Below are 19,746 nucleotides of genomic sequence, written 5' to 3' on the forward strand. Positions count from 1 at the left end.
TGTATCTATTATACACTTAATTTTATAATGTTAAAGCTAAATAGCGTCTTAAAGCACCTCGCTACCAAATAAAAAGCCCCTCCCATAATCAATATGGAAAGGGCGTTGTAAGTTATACAGTTGAGCTTCTAAAGCTCTCTATAGGCTGGCTGTATCATCCCTTGAGTAGGCTGCTCCTCTTGATATTCATAATATTGTGGCTGAACCGTCGCATGTGTTTGTGTTTCCACTGGTACTGATTGCGGCTGATATGGCTCATCCACATACATGATTCTACGCTGAATTTGCATGAGCCCATTCACGACGCGAAGCGCTACCCAAAAAAGTACAATACCAACTCCAACATACAGCAGATATTGCTGATTATAGGTCCAATCTATATGAAAATAACTAAACAAGCTATTAAAGCTATTCTCTAAAATATCGAGCTGCATTTCATTCATCAAAATGATATGCACGACTGGAAGAGCAATAAATCCTAGTCCTAGTGAAAGCACCGTTACCATAATAATAAAGAATACAATGCCTGTTACAAATCTTAGTAATACAAGCAGCAGGTTCCGAATGAATAGCACCCCGTCAAACCCTCTTATCATTCGCATCAACCAATTCTGCCCAGCTTCAGACTGTCGATTGTGGGTATAAGAAACAGGAGGAGTAGGTAAACCTAAAATTTGTCTAATCATGTTTTGTTCAAAATTCACAATCCCATTTAACAGCTTAGCTACTCCAAAAAACAGCGGTATTCCGATAAATACTGGAGTTAGACCGACTGAGAGAGTAAGTCCCGTTATTGCTACTGTAAAATAGATAATCCCTAATGGGAGAGATAGCAGTAAATAGAGGATCGTTGCATAGGTCTTTGGATTAAACAGCACCCAATTCACCTTACCTGTCCGCGCCGTTGCAACCGTTTCTGTTGCCTTCATGTTCAAACACTCCTTTGGTTTCATAAGTCACGCTCTAAGTTATAAATCTATTATATCCGGCATATTCGCCTAACATAACCGTCTTAGGGGGTAGCTTAAACTAGACTTTAGGCTAGGTTATTCGAAAATAGAAAGGCTGCCCCTTCGCAGTAAATTGCTACGAATGGAGCAGCCCTCAATCATCGGCTTCAGCTATGAACTCGAACTATACTAGAAATCGTCACGTAGTTATATGACTCACTACTAAGAGTACTGCACCCTGCTACAATCCCCGCTGTTCATCTCACGTCGATGGCGCTCTCACGTATGATCAGCTTCGTCGGGATCGTGATCTGCAGACAAATCTCTCTGGCGCTATTCAAGCGGTCCTGCATCAGCGATACAGCCGTCTCGCCCATAAACTCCGTATTCAAACGAATCGTGGTCAGAGGCGGGACCATAAACTGTGCGGCCGAGATATCGTTGAATCCGATAATGCTAATATCCTCTGGAATTCGATAGCCTAGCTCGAAGCAAGCTTTGTAGAGACCAACTGCGATCGTATCATTCGCGACGAATACGGCTGTCGGTTTCTCCTTGAGCTCCAGCAGCTGCTTCAGCAGCAGATAGCCATCCTTCGGATTATAGCCACCGACCTTTATATATTCCTCATGATAGAGGTCCTTGCTCTTCAAGTACTTCTCGAACACTTCCTGCCGAAGATCATAGTAATGATTGCCCGATTTATCCGTATCGACACCACCGATAAAGCCAATCTTCGTATGCCCAAGCTCCAGCAAGTAATCAAGCGCCTTGCGAGTCGCCTTATGAAAATCGATGACAACCGAATCAAATCGGTCCGGATCAGGGGATGAATCAATAAAGACTACCGGCTTCTGAAAGCCTGAGATGCGCTCGATGTCTTCTCTAACGAAGAACCCGAGACATATAATTCCATCGATCGTCCGCAAACGTTCAGGCTGGTCGCCGCTGCGAATACGGTATATTTTATGGCCTTCCTGCTCTAGCTTCTTCTCCAGTGCAACACGAATCGAGAGATAATAAGTATCGTCCAATTCTTCTTCCAGAGAATAAGAATAATAGAGCCCGATCTTGAATCTCCGCTTGCGCTTCTTGCGACTTGGTGCCTGATAGGATAGCTGCTCAGCCGCCTCAAAGACTCGCTGTCTCGTCTCATCAGTCACATTCAACGTCTCATCATAATTCAAAACCCGCGACACTGTCGCAATCGAGACATTGGCTATATCCGCAATATCTTTAATCGTTGCCATTATACCGCCTACTCATCTTATTTTGTAAAAAGGCCAGCTTCGTCTCTGCTGTAATCACCGCTGCCAAAATCAATATACTACCGATAATGATACGTATCGTAAGCTGCTCATGCAAGATTAACACCGAGAACAGAGTGCCAAACAGCGCCTCCGTCGACAATATGATCGCCGCTTTGGTCTCGGTCGTATATTTCTGCGCGAGAGTCTGTACCAGAAAAGCGACCGTCGTACTGAATATACCTAAATAGGCCGCCGCCAGCCAACCTCTTCCATCGATGTCGAAATGAACCGCTTCCCCACGAAACAAGATGACTAGTATAGATAGTAAGAATGCTGTAAACATCTGAACGATCGTTAGCCCGATCGGCGAGTGCTTCTTGACGAATTCCGCCGTAAAGAAGATATGGAAAGCAAAGCAAATTGCACACAGCAGGGTCAGTATATCCCCAGTGTTAAAAACTCCATTCAATTCGACGGATAGAATGCCAACGCCAGCAATCGCCAGAGCCGCACCGATCAAGCCGTATTTATCCAAGCCTCTCCGAAAGAGGAGGAAGCCGATAAACGGAACAATTACAACGTTGACCGCGGTCAAAAATGCATTCTTGGAAGGGGTCGTATATTGCAGCCCCAAGGTCTGCAGAAGGAAGGCCAGGAATAGAAATACGCCCAGCACTGCGCCCGCCGCTAACACTGGCCGCGTCAATGCCCGTATATGCTTCATGAAGATCAGAGCCATTAGACAGGAAGCGATCAGGAAGCGGATTGCCATCACTTGATAGGGTGAAAGAAAATCGAGCGAAATCGCACTCGCAATAAATCCCGTTCCCCAGATAACCGCCACTAACAGAAGGCCGAGTTCACCCGCATATTTTCTCATCCCTAGCCATTCACCGCCATACCGAACTGTTCCGCTAATAGCAGAAATACACTCGATGTCCAAGTAAAGGCAGGATCGACAAGGCCTTTGCCGCTAATTGGGTCGAAATTCTCCGCCATTCCGCCGACAAGTGTCAGTTCCATAAATTTATGCGCCAACGCTGTCGCAAGTTCATTATATCCATTATTTTGAAGTGCATCAATGTACAAATAGCTGACCGGCGCCCAGATCGGCCCTAGCCAATAGCCATTGTCTTTATATAGTGGACTATCCATGCTCTCCGTACATATCCCGTATGGAGCTTCAAATTTAGCAATTAACATCTTTACCAGCCTGTCGGTTAGTTCCGGCGGCAGCCTGTAGCCGATCACAAGCGGCATTAATAGAATCAGGCTGCCTTGATGTTCGATAATTCGGTCCTCCGGTGCATACCTGGCAACGAAGGTGTCTCCCACATACAGGCGCTCCATAAGCAGATCGTACAACTCATCGGCCATCTTGCTCCATTTCTTCGCCTCGTCTATGAGGCCTAGCTCAACCGCCATATCGCTTAATATATCGATCTGGCGAATCAGATGAGCTGCAAGATCAGGCGCCTCCACCGGAACCCCCTCATGGAAGATCGAAGCATTATCCCAGCCTGAGTCGTTGCCGTGATTGTACACTGGCAGATGGTGAGCATCGCTGCGGCGATGTTCCAGCCAATAATTCGTCGCCCTCTTCAAGCTATCATACACATTGGCTACAAGCGCTGGCTCATTGAACTGGGCGTTCTGCTGTCTCATCTGAGTGAAAGCCCAAGCGTGGATCGGCGGCTTGCAGCAATTGAAGGAAATGAACTTATCATTGATGAAATCCGCATAAATACCGCTGTGATCCTGATGAGCCATAAATATCTCCAATTGAGCCAGAGCCAGCTCAGGCCGCCGTTTACTCAACATTAAGGCATTAAAGCAGTTATCCCAGCTCCAAATATTAAACATCCAGTTCTTGGACATATACATTGCGTAATCCGTTAGCTGACCTTCGGGATGTACGACACAGGACCACGTTATATACGAGGCCAATTGGCGCGATGGCTCAAATCGCTCCGGTACGACCGTCATCTGCTGCAGCCACTGTGCATAATGCTGTTTCACCCGCTCGTATGCCGCAGGATAGTCATCATACTCGCGTCTCATCCAGACCGTCTTATAGCTCTCGATCGCAAAGCTGCTCTCCCCGCCGTTCGGGTTGAACGTAATAGATATACGCTCATTACCCACCGTACTCCAAGGTGCATCCACATCAATCTCTCCACGAAGAAGCGTGAACATCAGCTTAATCTCTTTGGTATATAGATGGTACTCCCATTGTCCCTCCCTGTAAGGCATTAGGCTATCGTAACGCGACTTGAGTGCCGTTAGCTGTAGGGATACTCCGTTCATCATACCGCGAATGACATCTTCATCACTGATGCACAGCTCCGCCCAATGCTGCGGCTGATCGCGATGGACGAGACGAAGTCTCGTCTCCGTCACATCGAGATCATAGTCCACCGACACGCCATTCTGCATAAGCCGAACCTCAAATATGTTGCTTGGTGCCTCATCTCCACCATGCAGATCCCGTAGCATCAGCTGACCGATCTTCCGATCTAGGGAGAAGGCAAAGTATGATCCGTAACGGCTGAACGGAATGTCCGCAATATTCATATTCATCGCCTCACTCCTTTTCGGCGTATAGCCGCTTGCTCATACAAACTTCAGTTCCAGGGACCACTGATGACCATTCTACATCAATCGCAAATGACCGGAGGCCAAGCTTATACGGAGGAAGTTGCTCCTCGCCGCAGCTATTACTGCCTAGTCCTGTCTGCATGTCATCGATATGAACAACATGGTAGGAGGCCTTCTCCAATTCATGATGATGCTTCGCCCGTTCAAGCGCTTCTGTCGTGTAATCATGCACCGTAAGCTCGCAGCTGTTCCGCGATTTGAACAAGAGCGACGACGCCTCGCGATCCGACATACTGAACCACTTCACATCGGTACGATTGCCGTTCTCCTGCGGATACACATAAGGAGTATGCAATTCTTCAACCGCTGCGCGATATACTCCCATCATCGATGCCTGCTTGCTGTCAACATAGTTCTCTCCAAAGCCCCTGCCGTACCAGGTCACATCTCCGAGCTCTTGGCAAACATGCATCTCGATACCTAACCGCGGCAGCATGGATGGAACTTCCTTGCTATAGATAACGGGTTCTCCGGCCAGATGAAGCCGAATCGCTCCATCCGCATACACGGTGTAACGATAAGTTGACTCAAAGCCAAAGGCCTGATTCAGAGCACTGAAGTAAGTTGATATATTTACTTCCGCGTAGCTTCCATAATCCTTCACATCAAAGCCCATCAACTGCTCGCTGCTGAGATGGAGGAAATATTTCTTCTTCCAATCATCAACCTTGTACATGTCGTTATCAATCGGCGCCCGCCACATCGTCAGCCTCGGACCGCGTTCAATCCATGCTGCGCCATGCCTGCGGTAGCTGTGTAAATAACCGTACACATGATCGAATACCGCTTCGAACTGAGCATTGGATATCGTCGTATACACCGCATCCCGCACGATGCTTAGTTCTCCTGATACATTCCGCACAGTTACTTCTGTTCGTTCATACGGAAGCTTGAACTGCGCATCAGCAACGACATGGCCCTGTTCAGCGTAAGCCATTCCATCCTTCAATTTATATTGCAAATTCAAATAGTAATCCGTGTTGGGAAGCACCTCATCAATAGAATAGTCAATTAGATGCTCCCGTTTCTCACCAGGCAAAATCGTCTCTAGCGACGTCTTACCTTGGGCAAGCACTTGATCGTCATATACAATCTTCCATTCGAGCTGCAAATGAGATAGATCAATAAATTGATACGTATTTTCTATTTCAATCATGCCCTGCTTCAGATCCACAGCCGTCGTCTTCACCGGCTCGATCACCTTCTTATATTCCAGCAGTGCTGGCGAAGGCGTCTGATCAGGGTAAATCAAGCCGTCGATGCAGAAATTGCCATTCGTAGGCTCATCCCCGAAGTTTCCGCCGTAAGCATAGTAAGTATCCCCGTCTGCATCCATCTGCTGAATGCCATGATCACACCATTCCCAGATGAAGCCACCCTGTAGCCGCTTATACTGCCTGAATACATCCTGATATTCCTGAAGACCACCCGGTCCGTTACCCATGGCATGTCCGTATTCACACATAATATGTGGCTTCTTGCCCTCGTCATCCTTGCCGATCCCCTTCAGTGCCTCAAGCCTTGTATACATCGTGGAATAGACGTCGGTGACGATCGCTTTACGATCTCCTTCATAATGAACCAACCGTGTCGGATCCAACCGTTTGCAAGCCTGGGCCACGCTTACGAAATTGTTGCCGAAGCTTGATTCATTGCCCAAGGACCACATAATGACCGAAGCGTGATTGCGGTCGCGCAGCACCATTCGCTCAGCACGATCCACATAGGCTTGTTCCCATTCCTTATTATCGGATAGCCAATCATAACGGCCGATCAACTCGAAGCCATGACATTCCAAATCCGCTTCATCAATAACATACAGTCCGTATTGATCACAGAGGTCGTAGAATATTTCATTGTTTGGGTAGTGGGCCGTACGAACCGCGTTGATATTGTACCGCTTCATGAGCAGGATGTCCTGCAGCATGCGTTCCTTGCTAACAGTACGGCCATGCTCTGGGTCATGGTCATGACGGTTGACGCCATTGATCATGATGACCTTCCCGTTCACCGTAATGTTGCCATCCTTTACTTCAACACAGCGAAAACCGATTCGCACAGGGATGACCTCCACGGCCTGCTCTCCTTCATATAGTGTTACGAGTAGTGAATACAAATTTGGCGTTTCTGCCGTCCATTGCTTAGGCGAGGAGATCAGCTTAGTCAACGTAATATCATGGGTCGCCCCAGCAGAGAACGTCATTCCTTGCTCCATCTCAGTCACAAGTTCACCCTGATCGTCAAGTAGTTCACAAGTGATCCTGACCTTCTTCTCTTGCTCGGAACAGCTATCCAGCTTGATTTGCACCTTCAGCTCACTATCTTGATACCATTCATCGAATTCCGTTACGACATAAATATCCTCAACCGTTGTCTCCGGCACCTGATATAGTTCTACACTACGGAAAATACCACTTAACCACCACATGTCCTGGTCTTCCAGATAAGTTCCATCCGACCATTGATAGACACGAACCGCGATCTGATTATCTCCCGCTGCGACATACGGAGTAATATCGAACTCTGATGGCAGGCGGCTCACTTTGCTGTAGCCAGCATGCTCACCGTTAATCCATAGATCAAAGGCACTATCCACGCCGTTAAATTTCAATATGATGCGCTGTCCCAATGCGAGTTCATCTACATGGAAGCCGCGCCGATAAATACCCGTCGGATTGTCGGTTGGCACATAAGGGGGATTAATCGGGAACAAATAGTATAGATCGGTATAGCTCATCTTCCCGTACCCTTTCATCTGCCAACAGGATGGAACCTCAATGCGATCCCACTTACTAGAATCATAATCTATTTGATAGAAGCCTGACGGAGACAATTCAGGCGCCTCCAGATAGAGGAACTCCCACTCTCCGTCCAGACTTTGATAGCCGATACTCTCTTCTTTATTCATCTCTAGCGCTTGCTTCTTCGAACGATAACGCCAGAAGCTTGCGCTCGCGCTTTTACGATTGATGTGAGATAGATGAATATCCTCCCAGCGTTTATAGCTTCTTCTCATACCAACTTCCTCCCCAATACCGTTGTTGTAAAACGCTTGAAGCTGTTATTTAATCGCTCCGCTAATTCCTTCAACTATATATTTCTGTGCGAACAAGAAGGCGATTACCGGCGGAATAATCATTAATATCGTAATAGACATAATTGGAATGATCTGTAATTCATGGACTCCTTTAAATGCAGCCAGCCCTAGTGCCAGCGTATACTTCGAGCGATCCTGCAAGAAGATGAGCGGTCCGAGATAGTCGTTCCATACGCTGAGAATATTAAGAACTGCAATCAGCGTTAGCGGCGCCTTCATAATCGGCACAAATATTCTAGAATACGTCTGGAAGTCATTGGCCCCGTCAATCTTGGCCGCATGCTCCAGTTCTTTAGGCACGCCCATCAGAAACTGTCGCAGCAGGAACACATAATATGCCGATCCAAAAAAAGCAGGAATGATCAGCGGCTTCAGCGTATTAATCCAGCCGAATAGATTGAACTGCATATAGAGCGGAATCATTGTAACGTCCCAAGGGATCATCATCGTCGCCAATAGCAGGATGAACAGACCATTCTTGAACTTGAACTCATATCTGGAGAAACCATAAGCAATCATCGAACAGGAAATGATCTGTCCAATGGTTGTCAGCACCGTAATCGTGATCGAATTCAGCAAATATTTGCTAAAGGGCTGAGCATTCCAGGCATCGACAAAGTTAGAGAATCTCCAGCCGCCCGGGAAAAATACGAGCGGATACTGATACACCTCGGATTCTGTCTTCAACGCGGTCAGCACAATCCATATGAAAGGAAACAGAAAATAGATCGAAAACAACACAAGTAGAGAATAGATGATCGTCTTATACCATGCTGATGTCTTCATTTGCCCTTTCCTCCCCGCGCAGGCTTATTCTTCACTTCATTCTCATAGAACACCCATACAGAGGAAGATCTGAAGATCAATGCCGTTAACAATAAGATGATGATGAACATAAACCAGGCGTTCGCACTGGCATAACCGAGCTTATGGTGCTTGAACGCATTATTGTATACGAACAGTCCATAGAAATAAGTCGATTTGAGCGGCCCGCCATTGGTCAGAAGCAGGACCAGCGTCAATTGCTGCAATGCGGAGATCGTGGATGTAATCAAGTTGAAGAATAGCGTTGGCGTAATCAGCGGCAAGGTAATGCTCCAGAACTGTCGGAACGGCCCCGCCCCGTCAATTGCTGCCGATTCATATAAATCTGGCGAAATGCCTTTAATATTCGTATAGAAGATCAACATCATCGTTCCGACACCCCAGGCGCTGGCAATGACGATGGAGATAATGGCGCTATTCGGATCGACCAGCCATTTCGGCCCTTCAATTCCGAGCAAAGACAGCGCGTAGTTTAAAATCCCGTATTTGGTGTTGAATATCCAGCCCCAAATAATCGAGACAGCAACCCCGGACACGACAGCAGGCAGATAAAAGATGGTGCGGAATATTTTGACCCCCTTCACATTCTGTGTAATGAGCAGGGCCAGTATCAAAGAGATACCCAGGCTGAGTGGGACATAGAAGATCGCAAACTTCAATGTAATCCACAATGATTTATAGAACTGAGGGTCATCCGTGAACATCTTGGAATAGTTGCCAAGCCCGATGAACTTCGGCTTGGAGGTCACAGGCCAATTGAAGAAGCTCATGATTAACGAAAAAACTAACGGTCCAACCGTAAACAGCAAGATCCCGACGATCCAGGGCGATATAAATAAATAAGGAGTCCATTTTGCTAATTTGCGGGCTCGTTTATAGCTTTTGGCTGCTTGTTCCATAGCTAACCTCCGACTTTCCTCTTAGTCTGATAGCGTATCCCTAAACGGGTGATTATGTTAGGAAAGGAGGAGAGCGACAGCCTCATCGCCCCCTCATTCCCGCTTTTAGAGGTAATTCAAAAAGTCCGCTTTTGATCGCGAAGTGAATTAAGAAGTAATTCGGCATCGAATCTTGAATTCACCCAGAAAACCGGCCTTTTTGACATACGCTTCTAGAATTCATCCTATCTATTGATCGAGGTCATTCAATAAGTTACTGAGCTGCATCATCTAACACAGCCTTCGGATCCATCAAAGTACTCGGATTAAAGATCGACTCAAACGCCAGTTCCAGACGCTCGGAGATCTCACTCCAGTTATCCACTTTGAATGAAGCCGGTGTATATTTTTCGCTCATCTCAAGCATGTGATAGAATACTTTCTTCAGTTCATCGTTCTTCAAATTCTCGCTCTCAACTACGCTCTTAAGCACAGGCAGTTCATAGTCAATACGCGCCTTGTTCGCTTCTTCGCTCGTCCAGAATTTAATGAACTCCCAGGCCGCATCCTTCTTGCTCGATTCCTTCGACATGGATATACCTGAGGAAGACACAATGCTGATAGCGCTTCCATCTTTGGATTTAGGCAATTCGACAACTCCGAAATTGATCCCCGCTTCACGCAGGCTACCGATTGACCAAGCCCCGTTTGTGAACATGGCTACCTTGCCTGACTTCATCTCCGTTGCTCCCGAGCCTTCGGTTGTAATCGCGTATCCTTCCTTAAGCATGTTCTGGAACATTGTCAGTACTTCAATCGATTTGGGACTATTCAGGTTCCCTTCAAGGTTGCCTTGATCATCGACATAGGATGCGCCGTTCCCCCATAAGAACATCTCATAATCATAAGGATCAGGCTTGCCCGAGAAGGCAAATCCACTGATACTCTCCGCATCATTAGCCAATTTCTTAGCATCAGCCTGCAGATCTTCCCATGTCCATCCGTCCTGCGGATACGGAATGCCCGCAGCATCGAACAAATCCTTGTTATAGTAGACGACATGTGTAGTATAGCCCACTGGCAAGCCCAAGATTTGATCATCTGCTGAGTTGTAATTCCACAGCGTATCATAGAAATTGTCCTTAAAATCGCTACCTTCCTTCTCGATATAAGGGTCCAAAGGCTCCAAAGCATCTTTATATGTCGGGTAATTCCACATGTACATCACGTCCGGAGCATCCTTTGCCCCCATACCAGCGGTGATCTTCGTGTCATAATCGCTGCCGTAGGCTTCTAGGTTCACTTGAATATCAGGATGTTGCTCATTAAACTTATCGATCAGTTCTTGCTGCAGCGTCAAGTTATCCTCAGAATCCCAAGTTGCAAACCGAATCGTCTGTTTGCCGCCCTGATCCGCCTTATTCCCCGTTCCTCCTCCACAAGCCGTTAAAGACAGAACCACCAGCAACATAACGATAAATAATGATTTCCCTTTTGCTTTCAGCATAAAAGCCCCCCCTAAATTTGTGTTCCAAATCTTAAGACTACGCTGAATCCCGATCCTACTACACGAGACGGTTATGAATCGCCTGTTCTAAGTTTGCTGTAGGCACCCCCTGGAACTCTCGGATATGAAAGCGCATTCGAAATTACTAAAAATAAGACTGAATATCGCTTCACCCTACGGCTTCTTCTCTTCTTATCCAAGTGGAGCGGTTTCTTTTTTCTCATTATATTTTTAATTTTAGTAAAAAGTCAACAATTTTTATCAGTAAAAATAATCGTAATTCATCCTCAATCTGCTAATTCGCCCATATATAGCGAGGTTTTTGGTTATTCATTCACATAAACGAGCTTTTTTAGCATTATTAACTTTAGTAAAAACTATATATTTTTACTAGTAAAAATAACTGTTATTAATAGAATTATTGTATTACTGTTGAATCACTCGTCGAAAAGGTGACCCTTATCCATAGAAAAAGCGCGAGCCTTCCAGTTCTATTTGAACCGGGAGATTCGCGCTTGCTGTCCAATATAATAATTTACATGCTATGATTCTGTCGCTCCGTGGTGCTCCATTTGCTCTGCCACTCGCTCAATTTGGCGCGGCGGACAGCATCCAGGGCCCGCTGCTTCTCTTCATTCACACCGAGCAGGAAATGCAAATGCGCTCCGATAACCAGTAGGGCAAAAGCTGCCCAGACCATTCCGAACCAGGATACAAAATCCCCGCCCGGCTGGAATTTAATCAGGGGAATGGCATATACCAGCATAGCCAAGGCTAGGATCAAATACACGGCATGCTTCCACTTGCTCTTCTTCTTGACAACTTTCATCTTAGCTACAACTCCTTCATTTCTTGGAATAGACAATGTTCCATCAGCTCGTACATGGAATCTATATATCTACTCTATGAAGAAGGTTCAAACAATATGATAGGTTGTTCAAAAAGTCCGCTTTTGATCACGAAGAAATACTGAAAGCTTATTCGACATCGAATCTTGAATTCAGCCGGGCCTTCCGGTGCTCACGTAGGTTTTGCCTACGCTCCGCTCCTCATGCCCTAGCTTCATCCAACCTTCTCGGTGCTGAAAACCGACCTTTTTGAACTCGCAATAGAGAGATTTATTTAATCCCTCTAGCCTTGAATCGATGGACCGTACAGGTCTTGCAGGCTGTCAGTAATGATCTTGTTTACGTCCTGGATAATGACGCTCAAGCGGCGCTCTGCATCGAACAAACGGCGAATGTTGAGGTTAAGGCTAAGGTTCTCGAATTGCTTCTCCATCTGCCCCATCTCTTCCTGGGATGGCATATCCCCGGACATCATCCGCTGTTGCATTGCATTCTGCTGTGCACGGAACTCATCCAGCATCCGCTTGCTATCCAGGTCCAAATCGATCAGTTTCATCGCCGACTTGATATCCGCAACCTCCTGACTCTCTCGCAACGATTTCGCTAATTCATTCGCTTTATCATAAATATTCATATCTATGGCCTCCTGAAATTTTGTGAACAGACTCCAAACAATAATGATAACCGATTCACGGGGTACCTGCCACTATTAGTACGTACTCTCAAGGATCGGTTACCCTTGAAGCTTCTTGAAGCAACCTAGCTAGCGCCACCACAGCATAAACAAAGATTGTAGTAAACCGATCATTCCCCCAAGAACTACGCCCAGCCATGTAATTGCGCGGAATTCCTTACCGGAGACGCTAAGAATGACTTCCTCCAACAATTCGATCGGGAATTTCTGTACTTGCTCATGCACCAGCTTAGGCAATTGAATAGCCGTCATCACTACCGGAATTCCGCGAACAATCCCTCTAAGCATGCGGTCTGTAAAGCTAGGGATCGCCTGCTCCAATTGAGGCTTCCAGGAGGCGAGCAAGGATGATAGCTTCAATTCCTCGGCCTTGCTTATCCATCTATCCAGCGGCAGCTTCTGGAGCTGTGAGATGATCCAGTCCTTGCCCTCTTCATTCGCTAACAGCTGCAGCAGTTCGTTGATTGGCTTCTCAGCATATTCCTCTAGCTTATCCTTAATCGCTCTCGCTACCTTCTCTCTCGTCTCGTCCCCCCGTAGAGCACGGACTAGGGCAGGGGTCAACTTGCGCACCATCTTATCTTCATCCATGAAGATCGCTGCCATGGTCCCCAAGAATCCACCAGCTTGATCAGCTAAGCCAGCCGCCATCTTCGATAGCATCCGCTGACCTCCGGCTGAGAGCAGTTCCTCTTCTATCGTTCGCAGCAGAGCCTCTGCAGCTATCTCGCTCCAGCGTTCCCGGTTCTCCTCTGTCCAACCAGGGATAACCTCCTTGAGCGCCTTATCACCCAGACCATATTGATTCCACAGCCAATCCATCCCGTGCTCAAGAACCGAGTTGGTTGTGTTGGTAAGCTTCAGCTTGATTGCTTCCCACTTATCCTCCTCCCACACGGTTAAGGCAGCCTCTTTCAACGTGAGTGGACTTTGCGTCCATTTATAGAGAAGCGCCCGTAAATAATCCTCTACCTTCTGCTTGAAGGAAGGACGGAGCACCATATCCTGAAGACCTTCCGAAGTCACTAAATAATCGGCAACGACATTCCCGAGCGACTGTGCGATATCCTCTCTACGTTTCGGAATTAATCCCGGGGTAAACGGGACGCGAAATCGACCGATCATCATCTTCTTTCTCGGATGGAATAACATCTTGATTGCGAAATGGTTCGTGATACCGCCGACGAAAGCAGCGACAGCTACACTGACCATAATATAAATCCAAGGATTCATCTCAATACCTACCTACCTTCCCCTTGGCCCCTCATGTCCCATCCGCAAAATCCCTGAATATAGGCTAATGAAATCAAACATGGGTCAATCACCAAGGATTCTATGTCCTCATATGATGCATTACATGCACTTATGCAGATACCCTTATTAGCATCCAGGATATCAAGCTTAAGCTTGGAAGGAGACTTACGCTTCATGCCCTCCAAAAAAATAAAGATTCAGATTATGAGCCCGAATCTGCTGGATAATGATTATCTCGTCCTAGGCGAACAGCTGATACGGCAATGGAAAATCCCGACCCATTACCCGGTGCAGCTCGCATTCGGCTCATTCCGGCACACCGTCAAAGTCATTCCCTTGGCCAGATTCGATGGCGTAAGAATCAGTCAAGAACTGGCCGGGAAAATGGGTGTTCTGCCCCGTTCCTCGTTACGGCTCAGCTACCGTCCGCACTCCACTACTCTCCAGTTTGGTCCACTCGTCGGAGTGTTAATCAGCAGAGATTATGCAGGAGCCTCGGATAGGCCCTTCGGTCCAATTACGATGTTCTGCAGAGAACTCGTGAAAGCCTGCCAGCGTCAGGGAGTGTATGTTTATTTCTTCACACCGGATCATATTGGAACGAGTTCGAAATCTTTGTCAGGCTGGGTCTTTGGTGAAGCATGGAAGCAAATCACCGTGCCTGCTGCAGATGTATTCTACAATCGTCTGACAACCCGCAAATTAGAGAATAAACCTAGCGTACAGCATTTTATGAAAGAAGTAAAATCCAGCTACGGAAGCCATTTCTTCAATGAAAAATTCCTTGACAAAACCGAAGTATTCGACGCGCTGGGGCGTGACGTATCCGTGTCGCGCTACTTGCCTGAGTCCCATTTGTTCCGCGGCTACTCTACGCTGAAGATGATGTGCGGCAAGCATCCGATCGTCTTCCTGAAGCCAGTCAAAGGCAGTCTCGGCAAAGGCATCATACGGATCTCCCGACTAGAAGGCGGGGCGTATCAATCGATGATCGCCTTGGTCGGGGGAACTAAAAAACAGGTCTATCCTTCGCTCACCAAGCTGTATTCCGCTATATCGCCCAAAATGAAGACAACACGCTACCAGATCCAGCAGGGACTTGTTCTCATCGAAAGCGATCGGCGTCCAGTCGATTTTCGCGCCTTGGTGCAGAAGAACCGAAGCGGAGCCTGGAATATTACCTCGATCGTAGCCCGGACAGCTGGCAGCCAGCATTTTGTCTCCAATCTGGCTCGCGGAGGATCACTTAGCACAGTCAAGGATGCCGTCTCTCGAAGCTCGCTTCCAATCGGGGTCAAATCCAGGGTCAGCGCTAAACTGCGCAAAGCGGCACTCGATATTGCCAGGGGCGTTGATGCACAGATTCCAGCCCATTTCGGAGAGCTTGGGATCGATCTAGCCGTGGATCATCATGGTCGAATCTGGCTGCTTGAGGTGAATTCCAAGCCATCCAAGAATGATAACACACCCATGGGCGGGAGCAAAATCCGTCCCTCTGTGAAGCAAGTGATTGAATATGCCCGTTATTTGTCCGGATTCTAAGGAGGAGAGAAGTTTGGCTAAGCTGTCAAAAGGAGCGGTTGGCATTCTGGTAGCAAGAAGCGAAGGAACAGTTCCTTTCGCTGAACCGGCCTTCTGCCGCAATCTGTGCATCATGGGAGAAAGAGAGGGGCTTGAGGTCTATGTATTCAGCCCGGTCTCCGTCAATCCGGATAGCGGACTTGTAGCCGGCTATTTCTATGAGGATGGACATTGGGGAAGAAAATGGTTCTCGCCGCCGGATATCGTATATGATCGGTATTTTTCCCGTGACCGCAAGCTATTGAATCAGAAGCAACTGACTCTCTCCTTGCTGAAGAAGAACCATCCTTTCATCTATTTGACCCGGAGTCTGTCAGGAAAATGGGCCGTGTACCAGACGCTAGGCAAATTTCCTCAGTTCACCTCCTATTTACCGGAAACCGTAAAATATCAAGGTTCTAGCGCATTGTCCGAATGGCTGCATGCCCACCGTGGAGAAGCATTCCTTAAGCCGCAGTTGGGCACGCAGGGCAGACGGACCTTACACGTCAAGATGTCGACATTCGGAAATGAGCTCTATATCACCGGGAGAGCTGGAAATAACAACGTCATTAACCGTCGCTTCCTAAGTCTGAAGCAAGGCTTGGAATGGATCGATAAATTCATTGGACGCCGCCCCTTCCTGCTCCAGCCCTATCTAGAGCTTAGCAATGCAGAAGGCGAGCCGTTTGACATCCGGGTACTGATGCAGAAGAACGAGACCGGCCGTTGGGAGCAGACCGGTATGGCGGCACGGGTCGGCCGCAAGCAATCCGTCACTTCAAATCTGCATGGCGGTGGAACAGCCCATAAGGCGATTCCCTTCCTGATCGAACAGTATGGGAGCGGCGCTGGAAGAAAGATTGCCACACGAATTCAAGAGCTCGCCGCGGAGATCCCGGAAGCCCTGGAAGCCCACTACGGCCGTCTGGCAGAGCTGGGTATCGACTTCGGTGTCGACCGAAAAGGAAAGATATGGATACTGGAGGTCAACTCCAAACCAGGGCGCACTTCATTTGTAAAAATCGGCGATATGAAAAGCGCCAGAAAATCGATACAAAATCCAATGGGGTACGCTCGCTATTTATTGCATAGCAAATCCTGAATGTGGCTCGGAAAAACCGTTAGACCCAAATATCTGACTTTTTGAACCACGTATTTTTAGGAGGAAAAAATTCATGAGTTTGACTTTTGGCAACGTCCATTTCACGCAGCAGCCTCAACGGGTCGTCTACGTGTCCGGCTCCTTAATGAAAAACCTGAAGCTGTCGGGAAAAAAGTCGGTCCACCTCAGATTCGGCGGAGAACGAGTTCCCGCTACAGTCAAGTCCATTAACAAAACAGGAAAACATCTATACCTGGCCACTGGAGTTCGCAAAGGAATTAAAATTCCGAAGGCAGGCGGGGTGTTCCTTCGTGCTCAGGAAGGCGAGGTCCAGATCGGTCCGCTCATCGGCGTACTATCCGATGGTTCAACCTCGTCCTCGACCCATCCCTTCGGGTCCAGAACCGGCTTCATCAAGCAATTGCTGACGATGGGCAGCAAGCAGTCCTACATCTTCGCCTTCACACCGAAAGATATCAATTGGACCAACGAGACAATCAATGGATTCTTCCTCGGTGAGAACGGGCGCTTCTCGCGCAAGAAAGTACCGTTACCTGATGTTGTCTACAACCGGTTGCCAAGCCGCCGTGCAGAGACGACGAATTCCATCAATCAACTGCGTGAGCGATTTATCCGCCGTAAAATCCCGTTCTTCAACTGGAGCTTCTTCAATAAATCCGATATCTATCGCTTGCTGGAGAGAGATACGCTGGCCAATCGTTTCGTTCCTGAATCGATCAATAGTCCTTCACCGGAACAAATTAAAGAGCTGCTGGATCGTCACGCACTCATCTACTATAAACCGAGCAGCGGCAGTCTTGGCAACGGCATTTACCGTCTGTCGCATGTGGCGAAGAACGGATATTATGCAAGGTACCGCAAGAACGGGCGCAACGCCCTGCTGCGCTTCAACTCCTTCGGCAGCCTGATGCGTACGCTCCAGGCGAGGCACGGACGCGCCTTGCGCGGCTATGTCGCCCAGCAGGGAATTCGGCTGATAGAGATCGATGGTTGCCCGATCGATTTCAGATTCCATATGCATAAGAATGGCCGCAACCAATGGGTCGTCGTGGGCATTGGCGCCAAGAAGGCGGGTAAGGGCAGCGTTACGACACATCTGAAGAACGGCGGCTCACTGTTAACCCCAGAGCAGGCCCTCGGAAGAGCCTTTGGCGCAAGAGCGGATGATGTACTTAGAAATGCCAAGGTAGCCGCAATTAACCTCGCCGAATCGATCGAGGCCCACCACCAGCATCTGCTCGGAGAGATCGGATTCGACATCGGGATCGATAAGGACGAACGGGTCTGGATGTTCGAAGCGAATGCCAAGCCGGGAAGATCGATATTCAAGCATCCCTCTCTCCGCGCAGAAGGCAGAGCCTCTATTGAGCATATTTTGGAACATTGCTTGTATCTGAGCAAATTCCGGAGGAGGGATGGCTAATGAGTCATCTTTTAGCTGACCAGAAGCCTGTCATAGCCATACTCACAGTACATGACAAAGAAAAACAATTCAGAGGGAACCGCGCCAACTTTCGCGATCTTGTGAAGACAGGCAGGGAGCTTGATTTCCCTGTCTATATTCTCACAACCAAGGATTTGAAATTGTCAGCGAAAAAGGTGCAAGGCTATTCCTATAGCCCAGAGGAGAAAATCTGGAAGAAGCTATGGTTCCCCCTACCCCATGTCATATATAACCGGATTCCGTTACGTGAAGACGAGAATAAGCCGCAAGTAAAACGTAAAATCGACGAATGTGTCAAGCATCACTCCATTCAATTGTTCAACCCGTACTTCTTCAATAAATGGCGCCTGTTCGACTGGCTGAAGAAGAACCGCTCAACCCGCAGTCTCGTTCCGGATACGAAGAGAATGCGCTCTCCAAGGACATTGTTCAATATGCTAAGACAATACAGAAGCCTGTATTTGAAACCCGAGAGTGGTAAAGCCGGTAAAGGCATTATGCTGCTGAAATATAATCCCGACAGTCCTAAACCTTATCAGTTAACGATCCAGGGTACCCGGAAGAAAAATGTAATCTATGCCACCGACAATGTTGCAACTATGTGGCGGAGAATTAGAGTTGAGACGATTCGTGTGCCTTACATTATGCAGCAAGGCATTCCGCTTACTTCCTACATGGACCGTCATTTTGATCTGAGATTGCTGGTGCAGAAGACAGGAAAAGGCGTATGGAGTGTAACTGGGGTCGGCGCCCGCCTGGCCGGGCCACATCGGATTACAACCCATGTTCCACAAGGGGGAAGCGTAGAGGAGCCCGAGAAGTTGCTAAGTCCGACCTTCGGCTCTGATATGACCACCTTCCTGATCAGTCGGCTTAAATCGAGCGCCCTTCTTATCGCCAAGCAGGTGGAGCGGGGCTGTGGTCATACGTTGGGGGAGATGTCTATGGATCTTGGGATCGATACAGAGGGCAAGATCTGGTTCTTCGAGGCGAACGCCAAACCGATGAAATTTGATGAGCCCCATATTCGTAGAAAGTCACTGGAACGTGTCTTCCATTTCAGCAATTATCTAGCACATCAGGACAAATAACATCCGCAAGGAGGGATGGACCCAAGATGGATTGGTTAACTCTGAAGCCTGACAACGAAATGGACTGGAAAAGAAAACAAAGCGACATTCTGGCATTTATCAATAGGTATGCCGGCAAGCGGTTGTACCGAAATGTCTACCATGGGCTGCTGAAGCTCAGCTACCGGGATCTCAGCAAGCCGGGTACATTATTACAACTGGTCACAGTCCAGGCAGAAGACGGCCCGAGAATTGCTGCTTTCTCCGGCGCAACAGGATATGGCCGGGAGCTCTGCATCGTCGTGGTCCACCCTTTGTATCGCGGGATCGGTCTTGGAACGGCCTTGCTCAAGCAGCAACTTGCCGCCCTCGGCTCGCTGACCTGTCGGATTGCACTTGATGATATCGGCGCTCTGCAGATGGGATTCCGGACCGGACTCTGTGCCAAAGGCTTGATAAAAATCCATGGTGGCAAACGCGGGCTGCTCCTGCAGGAACCATTACAGAATCCTATGCTTGGGCTATCAGAGTCTAACGGAAAACAGGAATCTGCCGCCAACCTCGCTCAAAGAAGGTGAATATGCA

16 protein-coding genes are annotated in these 19,746 nt (G+C 47.9%); 5 read left to right on the top strand and 11 right to left on the bottom strand.

What is annotated here, in order from left to right; translation table 11 throughout:
* Window positions 1–128 precede the first annotated feature (128 nt).
* From EI981_RS20005 to EI981_RS20055, 11 genes are all read right to left on the bottom strand, one after another.
* Entirely contained in the window at window positions 129–929 is an 801-nt protein-coding gene (locus EI981_RS20005; protein WP_127001180.1) for a sensor domain-containing protein, read from the bottom strand.
* Between the two features lie 278 nt (window positions 930–1,207).
* Window positions 1,208–2,200 carry a LacI family DNA-binding transcriptional regulator gene (locus EI981_RS20010; RefSeq protein WP_127001182.1) on the bottom strand — a complete coding sequence of 331 codons (993 nt, stop codon included), beginning with the start codon at window positions 2,198–2,200 and terminating at the stop codon, window positions 1,208–1,210.
* The gene (locus EI981_RS20015) at window positions 2,187–3,080 is read right to left on the bottom strand and encodes a DMT family transporter (RefSeq protein ID WP_127001184.1); all 894 of its coding nucleotides are present in this window, start codon (window positions 3,078–3,080) and stop codon (window positions 2,187–2,189) included. The genes EI981_RS20010 and EI981_RS20015 overlap by 14 nt, the downstream gene beginning before the upstream one ends.
* A gap of 2 nt (window positions 3,081–3,082) precedes the next feature.
* Window positions 3,083–4,780 carry an amylo-alpha-1,6-glucosidase gene (locus EI981_RS20020; protein WP_227011506.1) on the bottom strand — a complete coding sequence of 566 codons (1,698 nt, stop codon included), beginning with the start codon at window positions 4,778–4,780 and terminating at the stop codon, window positions 3,083–3,085.
* A gap of 4 nt (window positions 4,781–4,784) precedes the next feature.
* Complete coding sequence (locus EI981_RS20025; RefSeq protein ID WP_127001186.1) at window positions 4,785–7,874, bottom strand: glycoside hydrolase family 2 TIM barrel-domain containing protein; 3,090 nt, start codon at window positions 7,872–7,874, stop codon at window positions 4,785–4,787.
* Window positions 7,875–7,919: 45 nt separating this feature from the next.
* Window positions 7,920–8,741, bottom strand: coding sequence for a carbohydrate ABC transporter permease (locus EI981_RS20030; RefSeq protein ID WP_127001188.1), 822 nt, complete (start codon window positions 8,739–8,741; stop codon window positions 7,920–7,922).
* Window positions 8,738–9,679 carry a carbohydrate ABC transporter permease gene (locus EI981_RS20035; RefSeq protein WP_127001190.1) on the bottom strand — a complete coding sequence of 314 codons (942 nt, stop codon included), beginning with the start codon at window positions 9,677–9,679 and terminating at the stop codon, window positions 8,738–8,740. Before EI981_RS20035 ends, EI981_RS20030 begins: the two co-directional genes overlap by 4 nt.
* Before the next feature lie 253 nt (window positions 9,680–9,932).
* Window positions 9,933–11,165 carry an ABC transporter substrate-binding protein gene (locus tag EI981_RS20040; protein ID WP_127001192.1) on the bottom strand — a complete coding sequence of 411 codons (1,233 nt, stop codon included), beginning with the start codon at window positions 11,163–11,165 and terminating at the stop codon, window positions 9,933–9,935.
* Window positions 11,166–11,700: 535 nt separating this feature from the next.
* Window positions 11,701–11,994 carry a hypothetical protein gene (locus EI981_RS20045; RefSeq protein WP_127001194.1) on the bottom strand — a complete coding sequence of 98 codons (294 nt, stop codon included), beginning with the start codon at window positions 11,992–11,994 and terminating at the stop codon, window positions 11,701–11,703.
* A gap of 302 nt (window positions 11,995–12,296) precedes the next feature.
* The gene (locus EI981_RS20050; RefSeq protein WP_127001196.1) at window positions 12,297–12,647 is read right to left on the bottom strand and encodes a YlbF/YmcA family competence regulator; all 351 of its coding nucleotides are present in this window, start codon (window positions 12,645–12,647) and stop codon (window positions 12,297–12,299) included.
* Between the two features lie 129 nt (window positions 12,648–12,776).
* Complete coding sequence (locus EI981_RS20055; protein WP_127001198.1) at window positions 12,777–13,940, bottom strand: DUF445 domain-containing protein; 1,164 nt, start codon at window positions 13,938–13,940, stop codon at window positions 12,777–12,779.
* Between the two features lie 195 nt (window positions 13,941–14,135).
* On the opposite strand from EI981_RS20055, the gene EI981_RS20060 reads away from it, so the two are divergent.
* The 5 genes from EI981_RS20060 to EI981_RS20080 all read left to right on the top strand — a co-directional run bounded on the left by EI981_RS20060 (window position 14,136) and on the right by EI981_RS20080 (window position 19,739).
* On the top strand, window positions 14,136–15,503 hold the full coding sequence (locus EI981_RS20060; protein WP_127001200.1) for a YheC/YheD family endospore coat-associated protein: 1,368 nt from the start codon (window positions 14,136–14,138) through the stop codon (window positions 15,501–15,503).
* Window positions 15,504–15,516: 13 nt separating this feature from the next.
* Window positions 15,517–16,626 (top strand): YheC/YheD family endospore coat-associated protein, encoded by a 1,110-nt coding sequence (locus tag EI981_RS20065; protein ID WP_127001202.1) that lies wholly within the window; start codon window positions 15,517–15,519, stop codon window positions 16,624–16,626.
* Window positions 16,627–16,699: 73 nt separating this feature from the next.
* Window positions 16,700–18,070, top strand: a complete 1,371-nt coding sequence (locus EI981_RS20070; protein ID WP_127001204.1) for a YheC/YheD family endospore coat-associated protein — start codon at window positions 16,700–16,702, stop codon at window positions 18,068–18,070.
* Window positions 18,070–19,182, top strand: a complete 1,113-nt coding sequence (locus tag EI981_RS20075; protein WP_127001206.1) for a YheC/YheD family endospore coat-associated protein — start codon at window positions 18,070–18,072, stop codon at window positions 19,180–19,182. The genes EI981_RS20070 and EI981_RS20075 overlap by 1 nt, the downstream gene beginning before the upstream one ends.
* Before the next feature lie 26 nt (window positions 19,183–19,208).
* Window positions 19,209–19,739: a GNAT family N-acetyltransferase gene (locus EI981_RS20080; protein ID WP_127001208.1), complete on the top strand. Its 531-nt coding sequence runs from the start codon at window positions 19,209–19,211 to the stop codon at window positions 19,737–19,739.
* Window positions 19,740–19,746: the final 7 nt, after the last annotated feature.

It is taken from the genome of Paenibacillus lutimineralis (genome assembly GCF_003991425.1).
GTDB classification, from domain to species: Bacteria; Bacillota; Bacilli; order Paenibacillales; family Paenibacillaceae; genus Fontibacillus; species Fontibacillus lutimineralis.